The organism is Microbulbifer sp. 2205BS26-8, assembly GCF_030731025.1.
In the GTDB taxonomy this organism is placed as follows: Bacteria; Pseudomonadota; Gammaproteobacteria; order Pseudomonadales; family Cellvibrionaceae; genus Microbulbifer; species Microbulbifer spongiae.
This window is the reverse complement of sequence record NZ_JAVAMR010000008.1, coordinates 1-13,746: the sequence shown is the minus strand read 5'-3', so window position 1 is coordinate 13,746 and position 13,746 is coordinate 1. Positions and strand designations below refer to the sequence as shown.

Here is a 13,746-nt window from a genome sequence, read left to right as displayed (position 1 = left end):
ACCTTCGTATTATATGTGCAAATAACAAAAAGGGACTCGCTATGCGCTGGATATTCTATATTCTGATTTTTCTGGTACTGTTGCTGCTCGCCGGTTATTTGTTTCCCCGCGAAGTGATGCTGGATCGCAGTATTTATATCGACAAACCGCCCCAGGCCGTTTTCCCCTTCGTCAACAACTTCCGCAAATTCAACAGCTGGTCTCCCTGGCGGCATGTCGATCCCTCAGTGCAATACCAGTACAGCGGCCCTGAGCAGGGCATCGGTGCTGAAATGCGCTGGCACGGTGAGGCTTCCAAGGCGGGCAGCGGCACGCAAACCATTACTGCAAGTGATCCGGATACCCTGGTGCGCACCAGGCTCAACTTTGGCGATGGCTCTCAGGCCGTGGCGGAATTCCAGCTACAACCGCAAAACGGCGGCACCCAGGTGACCTGGCGCTTTAGAAGTGACACTGGCGGTGGCCCAAGTGAGCGCTGGATGGGCCTGGTGGTGAAAAAAATGGTGGGTCAATCCTATGAAGAGGGGCTTGCAAAATTGAAAACGCTGCTGGAAACCACCAGCAGCGAACCAGGGGCCGCCAGCGATACATCCGACTCGGTCTCGGATATTCCCTCGGATGTCGATGACACCATGAATGCTGGTCCCCAGGCTGTGCCTTCGACAATACAGAACCAGCAGCAGGAAGAAGCTGGAGAAACACCGGAAAACGAATAGCAGTCCAGGCTGGCGGATAAATCCGGTGAGTTTTTCGCGTGGACAGATAATAGGACATCAGGGGCTGCCCCATCGGTCTCACGCCAGGGCAGACCTTAAAATAGCCATTCACCCTGTGCCGTTGCGCTGTTGTTTTAACTGCAGCCATCAACCGGGCCATAGAGGATCAATTGCACTGCCGGGTTAACAACAGCCCGAAGCTGGCAGTTTTCCGGCCTTAGGATTTCCCTTTGCGCGCCGGCGGCAGCGGTGACTTGCGCAGCTTGCGACGCTGGCGTTCCAGGCCCAGCCTCTCTCCCTGGGTCAGTGGACGCTGACCCAACTTGGGCAATCCGGCGGTCACACAGAGGTCGTCGATCTCCCGGGGCTCCATCTCAATCCACTGGCCCACACGCACATGGGAGGGAATAAAGACACTGCCATAGCGCACCCGTTTGAGGCGGCTTACGCGCACTCCCTGGGATTCCCATAAGCAGCGCACTTCGCGATTGCGCCCCTCCATCACCACGCAGTAGAACCACCGATTTTTACCCTCGCCACCACTCTCAACAATATCGGTAAAACGCGCGGGGCCATCATCCAGCAGTACCCCCTTGAACAGGCGCTGTTTCATCTCTTTATCCACATGCCCATGGATACGCACCAGGTATTCACGGTCGATGACTGAGGACGGATGCATCAGCTTGTTGGCCAGTTCACCACTATTGGTAAACAGCAACAGGCCACTGGTATTAAAGTCCAGCCGCCCAACGGAGATCCAGCGGCCACTCTTCAAGTGCGGCAGTCGGTCGTATACTGTGGGGCGTCCCTCAGGATCCTGACGGGAACAAATCTCTCCAACCGGCTTATTATAGAGTAAAACCCGGCAGCGATTTTCCTCTGTCGAAGGCAGGCGCCGGCCATCAAATTCTATGCGATCCTGCCCGGTTACGCGCTCGCCAAGTTCCGCCACCTGACCGTTCACCGTCACACGACCGGCATTGATCGCACACTCCATCTCACGGCGCGATCCAAGGCCACCGCGCGCTAATACTTTTTGCAATTTTTCGCCGGTAGGCGAGGTACCATCATTCATGGGGTGGTATTTTCCACTTGCGCCACTTGTTCAGAATCATCACAGGTACCAGCACCCCCTTCAGCTCCAGTTTCTGCAGCAGTCTCATTTTTGTGGCTGCCATCAGCACCAATACTGTGCGCAGCCAGAGACACTGTTTTGCACGGCGTATCTTCCGGGCGGTCATTGGCCACTTCCATCCCCTGCCTCCGGGTTAGTAGACACTGCTGCTTCTGTTGGCACAGCATCGGTGGTGTCAACAAGCACTGCCTCTGGTGGCGTTACAACAGGAGCCCCGTTAGCCCCGGCCTCACTGCTGGCCTCTTCAGGGGATGCCTCCGGGCCGTCTGAAATTCTCTCCTCAGCCCTGACCCGCCCTTCACAGGCCGCTTTATCCGGCTCTGCACTGTCCCCCTCGTCATCACCAGCAGGCGGGCTGTCCTGATTCAGCAGTTGAGTCAGAGTTTCTATATCGCGAATTTCCGCCAGTGTCGGCAGTTCATCCAGGGAACAGAGATTGAAGTAGTCGAGAAATTCTCGGGTAGTCGCATAAAGAGACGGTTTTCCCGGCACATCGCGCTGGCCAACCACCTTGATCCAACCGCGTTCTGACAGGCTCTTGACAATCTGGGAGCTCACCGCAACACCGCGGATTTCTTCAATATCACTGCGGGTTACCGGCTGGCGATAGGCAATGATCGCCAAGGTTTCCAGGGTTGCACGGGAGTACTTTTGCGCTTTTTCCTCCCACAGGAGATTCACCCAGGGCGCCAGGTCTTCGGGCACCTGAAAGCGCCAGCCACTGGCTACCCTCTTGAGTTCAAACCCGCGTCCGGCACAACTTTGCGCTATATCTTCCAGTGCGTCTCTCAAGGTCGCCTTGGAGGGTTGCTCCTCCTTATGCAACAGCGATAGCAGCTTTTCCTCACTCAGGGGCTGCTCTGCCGCCAGCAGGGCACCCTCCAGGATTCTGTGCAACAATTCAGGTGCTATTGTCATCTCTTCGTTTCTAACTCTGGTCCTTCATGGACAATTTCCATGATTCCCGGCGATACTGTTTCCTGGGACCCGGTCAACTCGGTCACTGTCGGTTGGCCGGTCTCAGGATTCGCTTCCCTTTCAACAAAAGTGTCAATTCCGCCAGTTTCGCTTTCTTCTGTGCATTCAGTATCCGCAACATTTTCCTCACCGTGGCCGGCGGCGCATACATGGATAGGGCCAAAGGCCTCGTTCTGGACCAGTTCCACTAGGGATTCCTTGACCAGTTCCATCACCGCGAGAAAGGTGACTACAACCCCGAGACGTCCTTCTTTCACAGTGAACAAACTTACAAAAGGCACAAACTGACGGTGACGAATTCGTTCCAGAACCTGGGTCATACGCTCGCGGGTAGACAACTTTTCCCGCTCTACCTGGTGACTTTCAAACATATCCGCACGCCGCAGCACATCCGCCAGTGACACCAGTACCTCCTTAAGGTTCACCTCCGGGTCCGGACGGGTACTATTGCGGTCAGGGCTCTCGGCACTGGCCCGGTGAACATCGCGGCCTATACGCGCAATTTCGTCCAGCTCCTCCGCTGCGGTCTTGAAGCGCTCGTACTCCTGCAGGCGGCGGATCAGTGCCGCACGGGGATCTTCACCCTCTTCCTCCTCTACGTGCGGGGGGCGCGGCAGAAGCATACGCGATTTTATTTCCGCGAGCATCGCCGCCATCACCAGATAGTCCGCTGCCAGCTCGAAGCGGATTGCCGTCATCATTTCCACATACGCCATATATTGGCAGGTGATGTCTGCGACATTGATCTCGAGAATATCCAGATTCTGGCGCCGAATCAGATAAAGAAGCAGGTCCAGAGGCCCTTCAAATGCCTCCAGGATCACTTCCAGCGCATCTGGCGGAATAAAGAGGTCAGGCGGAAAATCGGTGAAAGCTTCACCCTGCACCAGGGCCAGGGGCACGTCCGCCGGCCTGCCCTGTAGACCAGCATCGTTCTGAGCAGGCGACCCGGCTTCGCACGCCACAATACCGGTGGGATCCCGCTTTTCCCCATCGGTTGCCAGTGCTTTTGCTTTATTAGACACCCTGCCACGCCTTTAAAAGTGAAAACGTCCAATTATACACCAGCACAGCGCCTTTCAGCCCAGTATCCCGCTAATGGCGCCACACCCATGGCGAATCAGTTGGGGTTCGTCCCCGGTAAGATCAATGACGGACGTCGCCTCCAGTCCGCAAAAACCCCCATCTATGACCAGCTCCACCTGGTGCTCGAGCATATCGCGGATATCGTAAGGATCGGTGAGCGGTTGCTCGTCGCCAGGCATAATCAGGCTACAACTCATCAGGGGTTCGCCAACCGCCTCGATCAACGCGAGAGCAACCGGGTTGTCCGGAACACGGATACCGATGGTTTTGCGCTTGGGGTGTATAAGGCGCCTGGGTACTTCCGCTGTCGCCGGCATAATAAATGTATAGGGACCCGGCGTGTGATTTTTTAAAAGCCGGAACATCTGGTTATCCACCTTTGCGTAAGTGGCCAACTCTGAGAGATCCCGGCACATCAGGGTAAAGTTATGCTGTTTGTCCAGTTGGCGCAGTGCACGAATCCGCTCCACCGCCAGTTTCTCACCCAAACGGCACCCAATCCCATAAGCCGAGTCCGTGGGAAAAATGATAACGCCTCCGTGGGTCACAATGTCAGCGGCCTGACTGATCAGACGCCCCTGGGGATTATCCGGATGAATTTGAAAAAACTGCGCCACAAAAGCCCCCGAGCCTCGAATGAATGGAAAAAGTTCACAGCGGTTACACGCGCTCGCCAGGGGACTCAGAGCCCGCCAAGTGATCAAACTGGCAGTGGATGGCTCTGCAAGCCCCGGTGCAGAGTGTGCCACAGATTCCACACCGGCTCGACGCCTTGCGGCAGATGCACACAGCCCAACTCCCGCCAGGCCTGCCCGGGCTGGTGGAAATCGCTGCCCAGCGAAGAAGGGGGCACGGGTAGCTGCACCGCCTTAGCCCCCGCGGTAATCAGGGCGCTCAGCTCCCTGGTCTGCGCGGGATTCTGACGGCCACAAAGCAGCTCCAACGCATCGCCACCACTGCGTAAAAAATCGCTGATCAAGCGCTGCAACTGGGTGCGGGTCAGACGGTATTTAAGCGGGTGTGCCAGCACAGCACAGCCCCCCGCTGCATGGATGGTGTCGATGGTCTCCGCCAGTTGCGGCCACTCGACCCGTACATCACCGACCCTGCCTGTGCCAAGATAACGTTTGAATGCGCGCGCAGAATCCACCACATGCCCCGCCTCCACCAGCCAGCGGGCAAAGTGCGGGCGACCCGGAGCAGCTCGCCCGGCAAGACCGCAAGCGCCCTCCAAGGCACCGTGAAAACCGCATTGATGCAGTTGCCTGGCGATCCGCTCGGCCCGCTCACAGCGCAATGTCTGGCGCAACCCGATGGCTCGCTGCAAGAGCGCCGAAGTCGGTTGGATATTAAGCCCCAGGATATGAATGGGGCGCCGTCCCCAGAGCGTAGAAAATTCGATGCCTGCCACCACGGTAATACCCGCGTGTTCACCGGCACACTGAGCCTGTGCCACACCATCGACCGTATCGTGGTCGGTAAGCGCCATTAATGTCACACTCAGAGAGTTAGCTCTCGACACCAGTTGCGCAGGACTTAAAATACCATCCGAAGCGGTACTGTGACTGTGCAGGTCGACCAGATCTGTTTTCAGGTCTGCTAAAAGGGCTCTCAATAACTGGGCTCTCACTGGGTTTTGCGCGGCATAATGGCGCAAAATACGTTATTTTGGAACAATTAGCCGACGCGAATGTCTCACCCGCACCCGGCACTACCAAGGATAAGGCCCGGACCCGGAGTCAACCAGCAGTGACACCAATGGCCCGCCGTCTGACAGCTGCATTGCCAGTGGGGAAGTATTGTATAGGCAGGTCATCCTGGCATGACTTACCAGTAAGCTTCCAGCGGGCATTATCACCGGAATTAAGTATGACCGAAACGAATTCGACCACCCCAGCACCCCGGCCAGCGCCCGAAAAGAAAGGGGGCCTGTTGGGTAACCTGCTCCTGAATATTGTGATCCCCACCCTGGTGCTCACCAAACTGTCCGGCGATGACTGGCTGGGAACCAAGTGGGCTCTGGTTGTTGCACTGGCCTTTCCATTGGGCTATGGATTGCGGGACCTGATTCGCTCGGGCAAAATCAATTTTTTCTCGGCGCTGGGCATTATCAGTATCCTGCTGACCGGCGGTATCAGCCTACTGGAACTGGACCCGCAATATATCGCCATTAAGGAAGCCGCTATTCCCGGTCTGCTGGGTGTAGCCACTGTCATCTCCCTCTATACCCGTTGGCCACTGGTTAAAACCCTGCTGTACAACGACCAGATCCTGGATACGGCAAAAATTGCCCAGAGTTTGGTAAACAACGGCAACCAGAGGGCATTCGAGCGCGCATTGCAACAGGCTTCCTGGATGATTGCAGGCTCCTTTTTCCTATCCTCCGCCCTCAACTACCTGCTCGCCAAAGTCATTCTGCAGAGCCCTCCCGGCACCGAGGCCTTTAACGAAGAGCTGGGCAAAATGACCGCGCTCAGCTACCCGGTAATCGCCCTGCCGGCAACCATTATTCTGATGTTGGTGCTTTTTTTTCTGTTTTACCGCATCGGCAAGCTGACCGGGCTGAAACTGGAAGAGGTGATGATCGCCCGATAAACCGTGATGGTATTATTATTATCAACTGACGAGAACATAAATAACCATGTGGTACGCCATCATCAGTGAGGATGTGAGCGATAGCCTCCCCCTGCGCAAAAAAGCGCGAGCCGGTCACCTGGCGAGATTTGAGCGCTTGAAAAACGAGGGCCGCTTGCTGGCCGCGGGACCGCACCCGGCTGTGGATAGCGAGGAACCTGGCGCAGCAGGATTCAGTGGCAGTCTGGTAATCGCTGAGTTCCCGTCTCTGAAGGATGCCGAGGCCTGGGCCGGCGATGATCCCTATCGTGAAGCCGGTGTCTATGCTTCGGTGACCGTCAAGCCGTTCAAGCTCGTATCCCCCTGATCAACAACACTTTACAAAGCAAAAGCTTGGCCAATAATGAAGAATATACTGCCCTATCTACTCACCGCGTCACTGCTTTTTGCGGCCCCGGCGACCCTGAGCGCAGAGACCCGCTATATTACCGACCTTCTACATGTACCTGTGCGTTCCGGCATGGGCAACGAGTTTCGCATCCTGCACCGCGGCCTGCCCAGTGGTACCCAACTCGAACTCCTCGAAGATATCCCAACAGAAGGTTGGGCACGTATTCGCACCCCCAAAGGCACGGAGGGCTGGGTGAGGAGCCAATACCTGATCTCGGAACCCGTGGCAAAGCTTAAACTGGCACAGGCCGAGAACAATCTGGCCCGCTTCGAACAGCTGGAAGGCAACCTGGGCGGAGAAGTTCAACGCCTGGAGGAGGAAAACGGTCTCCTCAGCACCTCCCTAAGCACTGCCCGAGAACAGAACCAAACACTGGCTACGGAGCTAAAAGCATTGAAAGCCCTATCTGCCGATGCCCTGGATCTCAATGAGCGCCATCAGAAACTGTTACACCAATACGAGCTGCTCAAGCAGGAAAAGACCATGGTAGAAGCCGAGATCCAACGCCTCTCCGGCAGCGAATCCCACAAGTGGTATCTATACGGTGCCCTGTCTGTGGTACTGGGAGCCCTGCTCGCGATGATCGCACCCCATATGCGCCCCCGTAAGCGCCACACCGAGTGGGCAAACTGATCTCCCCCTGTGGCTCAAAAATCGCATACCATAGGCCGTCGGGGACAGCAATTGCGGCTGCTCCCACAATTCACCTGCATCTGCTGCGCTGTTGTAGCACAGGCTGGGCAAACCAATAAGGACAAGGACGATGCGTAAACTCTCTGTTTTTCTTCTCTGTACACTGCTCACAGTGCCCGCCCTGGCGAATAATCCTCAGGTGGCAATTAAAACCGATTTGGGCGTGATCCGCGTTGAGCTCTTCTCCAGCGAAGCGCCCGTTACCGTGGAGAACTTCCTCGCCTACGCGGACAGCGGTTTTTACAATGGGGTTATCTTCCACCGGGTGGTGCCGGGGTTCGTGATCCAGGCTGGTGGCTTTACCTTCGATTTTCAAAAGAAGGAAACCCGCAATGCCATCGTCAATGAGTCCGCCAACGGCCTGCAGAACCTGCGCGGCACCCTGTCTATGGCCAGGACGAATGACCCGGACAGCGCTACCTCTCAGTTTTTTATCAACCTGGTGGACAACACCCGCCTTGACGCCGGCGAGAACAAGCCCGGCTATGCCGTTTTTGGCAAAGTCGTGGAAGGCATGGATGTTGTAGAAAAAATCGTGCAACAGCCTCGTGGCCTGCATCGCCAGTATCCCAGCGCACCGAATACGCCCGTACGTATCCTCGATGCCAAGCGCGTCAACGCCGGCGACAGTGTCACTGCCAACAAAAGCTGAGGAGAGCAGGCCTTGATAGCGCTCAGTGCCAATCTCAACAAAATTGCTCTGATCCGCAATGCCCGGGAAGGCAACTTCCCCGACGTGATCACCCACGGCCGGGTTTGCCTGGATGCCGGCGCCCAGGGCCTGACCGTGCACCCGCGCCCGGATCAACGCCATATCCGTCCCGGTGACGTACGCAACCTGGCTGCCCTCTGCCGGGAGCGACAAGACACAGAGTTCAATGTAGAGGGCAATCCCTTTGCCAAACCCTCAGGCGGCTATCCCGGCTTGATGGCGCTGGTGTTGGAAACCCTACCGGATCAGTGCACCCTGGTTCCAGACAGCAGCGACCAGTTGACTTCTGACCACGGCTTCAATCTCAAACTCGACAGCGCGCGTTTGTTGCCCCTGGTTGCTGAATTAAAAAGCGCCGGCATCCGGGTCAGCCTGTTTATGGACCCGGACCTGGAGCAGATCAGTCTGGCCAGGGATGTGGGTGCGGATCGCATTGAACTTTACACCGGTCCCTATGCCCAAGCCGCCTCCGGCCAGCACAGGACACTGAATGATATCTTTGCAGCACATTGCGCCGCTGCTGAACACGCCCTCCAACTGGGTTTGAGCGTCAACGCGGGCCACGACCTGAACTTGGTCAACCTACCCCGTTACCGCACCCTGCCCGGGCTACAGGAGGTCTCCATCGGTCATGCCCTGGTCGTGGATGCCATTGGCATGGGGTTGGAGAACGCGGTTAAAGCTTACCTAGACTGTCTTGCCGGCAACTGATGCAGACCCTCAATATTATCGGCGCGGGCCAACTGGGAAAGACGCTCGGTCGCCTATGGCATCAAAGCGGATTGTTTCGGATCCAATCCATCCACAATCGCACCCTGCGCAGTGGCCAGGCCGCACGGGAATTTATTGGCGCAGGACAGGCCTGCCCCACTCTCCAGTCCATGCCTGTGGCCGATTACTGGCTGATCGCCTGTCAAGACATTGAAATCAGCGCCCTTGCCGAACGCCTCTCCAAAAGGCCGGGCAACCGTGAAGGAACTGTGTTTTTTCACTGCAGCGGCGCCCTCAGCTCCGAGGCACTGGACATACTGCGCCCCGCCTCTATCGCCAGTGCCCACCCGGTGCACAGCTTTGCCGACCCTTTGCGCTCTCTGGACAGTCTCCCTGGCAGCAGCGTGGCTCTGGAGGGAGACGGCCCTGCAACCCGTGCGTTGGGGGGCGCCTTTAACGCGATCGGCTGTGAAATTATCACCATAGAAGCCCGGCATAAGCCCCTCTATCACGCGGGCTCAGTGTTTGCCTGCAATTACCTCACTACACTGGTCGACCTGAGTCTGCGCAGCTTTGCCGCAGCCGGCATTGAGCGCGGCAGCGCACTCAAACTGCTAGCACCGATAGTACTGCAAACCGCTCGAAACAATATGACACTGGGGCCGGAAAAATCCCTCACCGGCCCCATTGCCCGGGGAGATCTGGACACCGTGAGCAAACAGGTGGAAAACCTGATCTCTGTAGACCCTCAAATGGCGCGTTGTTATCGACATCTGGGTCTCGCCTGCGTAGCCTTGGCACAGCGCGGACCGCTGTCGGAGGAAAGTGCGACCCGATTGATCGAACTGCTGAGTGAACCACCACGGTGAAAGACACCTCTGGATATCTGGAAAAAAAGGCTTTTTACAACAGCCTACTGACCATTTACGGACGCAAGCCTGTACTGGAAGCCCTGCAGAACCCCTCTCTTCCAGCGCACAGACTGCATTTGGCCAGCAGCAACCAACGCGACCAAGTAATCAATCGTATAGAGGCACTGGCAGAGGCGCGCCATATCGAAATTCTTCACTGGAACCGCAAGAGCCTATCCCGTATCTCCAAGAACGCCCGCCAGGATCAGGGAGTGGCTTTGGACTTGGCTCTGCCCCAATACAGCACCTGCGGCGCCTTTATTCGACAGCAAAGCTCCATCGCTAAAAAAACCCCCTTTGAACTACTGGCACTGGATGGCATTACCAACCCGCAAAATCTGGGTATGATTATCCGCTCCGCCTGTGCCGGCGGTATGGACGGTATTATTCTGCCGCGCAAGGGGTGCGCGCAGATAGATCCACTGGTGATCAAGGCCAGCACCGGTACCCTGTTCAAAACTCGTATCCTCCGTTGCGACACCCTGGCGGATGCTCTGGGAAATTTCCGCAAAACTGGCACCCAGATCCTTGGCCTCTCCTCCCATGGGTCAGTTACACTGACAGAGATCACCGGCAAAGCTCCCAGGATTTTTGTGCTGGGCAACGAAACCCACGGCGTTTGCGACGCCGTGGCAAGGCAGTGTAACCGGCTGTTGCACATACCTATGAACAACGGGGTAGAGAGTCTGAACGTGGCGGTAACCGCTGCGCTGATCAGTTTTCGCGGGCAGCTCTGACGTCTTCAAGATAACTGCTCAAGGCCACCTCAGCGACCGCCGTTGCTCAAGCTTCTCCGCTTCTTACGACTTTTCAAGGCCACAGTTAGCCCACCCCATTTTTCGGGACCGGCATCTATTGCCAATAGATCCCGGCCGACACCACTCACAGAATCTGTGGATATCTCTGTGATTAACCGTGTTGTACAGAGCGCCAAGGCTCATGATTGCAGGACTTTTACAGTTCGAAGAAAAAATGAGTTATTGTCAATTCTGGTGTTCAACAAGCCTGATTAAGCAGCGCTCTGACCGGCTGTTGTCACTTCCTCTCCATCCTTGAACTTCACTCCGGTGATGACCTTGGCAAGGTAGTCAAAGCTCCGGAGCTTTCTCCACTTTTCTTCTGCACACATTCCCAGCTTGAACAGCATGTGTAGCATTCCTTCTCTCGACAAACAGCCTTTCGAGCGCTTGGTCCGGTGTCGTATTGTCCCGAACGTCGACTCGATCGGGTTCGTTGTCCGGATGCTCTGCCAGTGTTTTGCCGGGAAGTCGTAGAAGCTCATCAGCTCTTCGTGGTCCTTTAGCAGGCACTCGACAACTTTCGGGTATTTGGCTTCGTACGTCTTGATGAAGGTGTCGAATGCCTTCTCCGCGCCAACCCTTGCCTCAGACTGCCAGATGTCGTGCAGAAAGCGCTTGGCTTTCGGCTGGCACGACTTGGGCAGCTTGTTGAGTACATTGGCCGTCTTGTGTACCCAGCAGCGCTGCTGGCGCGTCTCTGGATAGGCCTCTTCCAGCCCCGTCCAGAACCCCATGGCACCATCGCCAATTGCCAGCTCTGGGGCGTTCATGCCGCGCTCTTTTAGCTTTCCCAGCACACCTTTCCAGCTCAGCGTCGATTCTCGCTCCCCGTCTTCAATGGCCAGAAAGTGCTTTTCTCCGCGTTCGTTCACGCCAATAACAACCAGAGCGCAGAGCTTGCTTTCCTCCGAGCGCAGGCCGCTGTATATGCCGTCTGCCCAGATGTACACCCAACGATCTTTATCAAGTCGCCTGGTTCGCCAGGTAGCGTATTCATTCTTCCACTGCCCCTTCAAGCGAGCCACCGTACTGGCTGATAAGCCCTTCGCTTCCAGACCAACCAGTATCGATAGGGCCTCTTCCATCTCGCCGGTTGAAACGCCCTTCAGGTATAACCACGGCAGCGCCGCCTCCAACGAGCGGGCCTTGCGCACATACGGCGGTACCAGGGCTGAGCGGAAGGTTACCGGCTCTCCATCCTTGCTGCGGATCTTCGGTACCTTCACCTTTACGGGGCCAATCCCGATCTGTATGTCGCGCTCGGGCAAGTGGCCATTGCGAACAACGGCAGCACGGTCATCGTCCAGGCGGCGGTTCTTAAACCCCTCCATGAAAGTGGACAGCTCGGCCTCTATCGCCTGCTGTAGAAGCTCCCGTGCGCCCCGGCACAGCAATTCAGTCAGCGGGTCTGCGGTTTCCTGTCGACCTGTAAACTCAACAACGGTATTCTTATCCATAGCGGCGTATTCCTGATTGGTTTCATTGTTTGGCGACAACAAATCAACCAGATACGCTGCTTTCTTTCAAACACTTAAACACCAGATTCGGTTATAACTCGAAAAAATAGACAAGAAAAAAATTAAAAAAAGAACAGAAGGTTACTGAAGTAACCCGAGATTGCCCTGAAGAATGGAGAGCTGGCCTAGTGGGACGGGAGGAAATGGTACTGCTGTGGAAAGTAGATCAGTTTTCAGGAAAAATACGGAGATGGCATGCTGGAGATCCCCTATTGAGCCAATTGACACAGTGCTTGCCTGTTCCCCATTGTCTGGTCCAAACCGCTTCTCATCGATATTCCTCACCGCTAGAAAAGAGGGGCATGGAGAACACAATTCACCGAAAAGCAAATCAACCTGGCCTTGTCAAAGTCTGAAGCCTGTATCCCGGTCAAAGGGCTCTCTCCAAAGTACTATAACTTTGCTATCACCTTTTATAGAAGTTAGACGGGCTGACGGTGGTGATGCCCGGTGGTCCAAATCTTTGGAGGAAGACAATGACCACTTGGAGAAGCTGTTGGCGAAAGCCATGCTGGATGAGAAAGCACTGGGCTCCACTCCCAACCGAAAGTGATACGTGCGAGGCTGTGCACACGATATAGTCGGAGGCAACCCTCTTGAAACGAGGGATGATTCACTCACCGGATTATCCCGCGGGCCCACCCGACATTAGCCCCGAAACAGCAGTATTTCAACTATCGATCTGTACACCAGATGCTGCCTTCGGCCAGCAAAAGTAAATCATAAGAAGGTCTATCGATTATACAATCAGATGGGGTCGAGCTACCAGGCACAGTGCTGCAAGGAAATCCTGGTCGAACAGGAGCTTCTGCTGCTCCCACAGATCCACCAACCAAGCTTAGTAGATGGATTAAGTGTCGAATGTGCCTGCCAATGCCGCTGTACCAGGTACCTGACCCTTGATTGAAGACTTCACCAGGGAATTCTGTACATTCCGTAGCCATCAGCATATCGAGGTTTCAGGTAGCTAACACTATGAATACCATAATAGTACTTCGAGGTTACCTGAAGTCTGTCAGGGGGAATCAGCGGTCAAAAGCAGCGGTGTTGGGCTATAGATCGACTTGCGTATGATTAATATGCTATAGAGTGACTCAAAAGTAGCTGCTTGCGGCTGCTCCTAGTAATTGACTACTACCATGGTACCTTGAGAATGGCTAGGCATGGCGAAAGCTCCTATTGGTAAGCCACCTACCCTATCAAAAGCTACCGGAGCCTAAAAGGCTTTCTAGAATTCCAGCATCCAGTTCACAAGCCTGATCAAAGAACCAAGCGATATTGGAAGCTAGCCTCAAAATGGGCCCTAATAAAATAATCTGCTAAACCGAACTGGTGAATTGTCCTTTATTTTTCTTGCACCAATTTTTCAAAAAAATAATAGATTTTTCTCAATTATGGAAATTAATGAAGTGCTCAGGTAGGTTTCATCATTATCTCTTGATGATTGGTTGGAGTGATTAAC

At 55.3% G+C, this 13,746-nt stretch carries 14 protein-coding genes and 1 pseudogene; 8 read left to right on the top strand and 7 right to left on the bottom strand.

Annotated elements, in window-relative coordinates; all coding sequences use genetic code 11:
- Window positions 1-41 precede the first annotated feature (41 nt).
- Window positions 42-716: an SRPBCC family protein gene (locus Q5Y71_RS04360; protein WP_306040388.1), complete on the top strand. Its 675-nt coding sequence runs from the start codon at window positions 42-44 to the stop codon at window positions 714-716.
- A 217-nt stretch (window positions 717-933) separates the two neighbouring features.
- Here the strand turns inward: Q5Y71_RS04360 and rluB are convergent, their stop codons facing one another.
- The 6 genes and pseudogenes from rluB to Q5Y71_RS04330 all read right to left on the bottom strand — a co-directional run bounded on the left by rluB (window position 934) and on the right by Q5Y71_RS04330 (window position 5,530).
- A complete protein-coding gene (rluB, locus tag Q5Y71_RS04355) occupies window positions 934-1,791 on the bottom strand; it encodes a 23S rRNA pseudouridine(2605) synthase RluB (RefSeq protein ID WP_306040387.1) in 858 nt (285 codons plus the stop codon).
- Complete coding sequence (locus Q5Y71_RS04350; protein WP_306040386.1) at window positions 1,784-1,957, bottom strand: hypothetical protein; 174 nt, start codon at window positions 1,955-1,957, stop codon at window positions 1,784-1,786. Before Q5Y71_RS04350 ends, rluB begins: the two co-directional genes overlap by 8 nt.
- Complete coding sequence (gene scpB, locus Q5Y71_RS04345) at window positions 1,954-2,769, bottom strand: SMC-Scp complex subunit ScpB (RefSeq protein WP_306040384.1); 816 nt, start codon at window positions 2,767-2,769, stop codon at window positions 1,954-1,956. Before scpB ends, Q5Y71_RS04350 begins: the two co-directional genes overlap by 4 nt.
- 200 nt (window positions 2,770-2,969) lie before the next feature.
- Window positions 2,970-3,794 (bottom strand): annotated as a pseudogene (locus tag Q5Y71_RS04340) (ScpA family protein); the annotation flags it as partial.
- Window positions 3,795-3,908: 114 nt separating this feature from the next.
- Window positions 3,909-4,532: an L-threonylcarbamoyladenylate synthase gene (locus tag Q5Y71_RS04335; protein WP_306040381.1), complete on the bottom strand. Its 624-nt coding sequence runs from the start codon at window positions 4,530-4,532 to the stop codon at window positions 3,909-3,911.
- Window positions 4,533-4,615: 83 nt separating this feature from the next.
- The gene (locus Q5Y71_RS04330; protein WP_306040379.1) at window positions 4,616-5,530 is read right to left on the bottom strand and encodes a PHP domain-containing protein; all 915 of its coding nucleotides are present in this window, start codon (window positions 5,528-5,530) and stop codon (window positions 4,616-4,618) included.
- A gap of 254 nt (window positions 5,531-5,784) precedes the next feature.
- On the opposite strand from Q5Y71_RS04330, the gene Q5Y71_RS04325 reads away from it, so the two are divergent.
- The 7 genes from Q5Y71_RS04325 to Q5Y71_RS04295 all read left to right on the top strand — a co-directional run bounded on the left by Q5Y71_RS04325 (window position 5,785) and on the right by Q5Y71_RS04295 (window position 10,704).
- Window positions 5,785-6,510, top strand: a complete 726-nt coding sequence (locus tag Q5Y71_RS04325; RefSeq protein ID WP_306040377.1) for a VC0807 family protein — start codon at window positions 5,785-5,787, stop codon at window positions 6,508-6,510.
- Between the two features lie 46 nt (window positions 6,511-6,556).
- Window positions 6,557-6,856: a YciI family protein gene (locus Q5Y71_RS04320; protein WP_306040376.1), complete on the top strand. Its 300-nt coding sequence runs from the start codon at window positions 6,557-6,559 to the stop codon at window positions 6,854-6,856.
- Window positions 6,857-6,892: 36 nt separating this feature from the next.
- Window positions 6,893-7,573 (top strand): TIGR04211 family SH3 domain-containing protein, encoded by a 681-nt coding sequence (locus Q5Y71_RS04315; RefSeq protein ID WP_306040375.1) that lies wholly within the window; start codon window positions 6,893-6,895, stop codon window positions 7,571-7,573.
- A gap of 130 nt (window positions 7,574-7,703) precedes the next feature.
- Window positions 7,704-8,285: a peptidylprolyl isomerase gene (locus Q5Y71_RS04310; protein ID WP_306040374.1), complete on the top strand. Its 582-nt coding sequence runs from the start codon at window positions 7,704-7,706 to the stop codon at window positions 8,283-8,285.
- Between the two features lie 12 nt (window positions 8,286-8,297).
- On the top strand, window positions 8,298-9,056 hold the full coding sequence (locus Q5Y71_RS04305; RefSeq protein ID WP_306040373.1) for a pyridoxine 5'-phosphate synthase: 759 nt from the start codon (window positions 8,298-8,300) through the stop codon (window positions 9,054-9,056).
- A complete protein-coding gene (locus Q5Y71_RS04300; RefSeq protein WP_306040372.1) occupies window positions 9,056-9,925 on the top strand; it encodes a Rossmann-like and DUF2520 domain-containing protein in 870 nt (289 codons plus the stop codon). Before Q5Y71_RS04305 ends, Q5Y71_RS04300 begins: the two co-directional genes overlap by 1 nt.
- Window positions 9,922-10,704 (top strand): RNA methyltransferase, encoded by a 783-nt coding sequence (locus Q5Y71_RS04295; protein WP_306040371.1) that lies wholly within the window; start codon window positions 9,922-9,924, stop codon window positions 10,702-10,704. The genes Q5Y71_RS04300 and Q5Y71_RS04295 overlap by 4 nt, the downstream gene beginning before the upstream one ends.
- 272 nt (window positions 10,705-10,976) lie before the next feature.
- Here Q5Y71_RS04295 and Q5Y71_RS04290 read toward each other — a convergent pair whose 3' ends face one another.
- The gene (locus tag Q5Y71_RS04290) at window positions 10,977-12,224 is read right to left on the bottom strand and encodes an IS256 family transposase (RefSeq protein WP_306040370.1); all 1,248 of its coding nucleotides are present in this window, start codon (window positions 12,222-12,224) and stop codon (window positions 10,977-10,979) included.
- Window positions 12,225-13,746 lie beyond the last annotated feature (1,522 nt).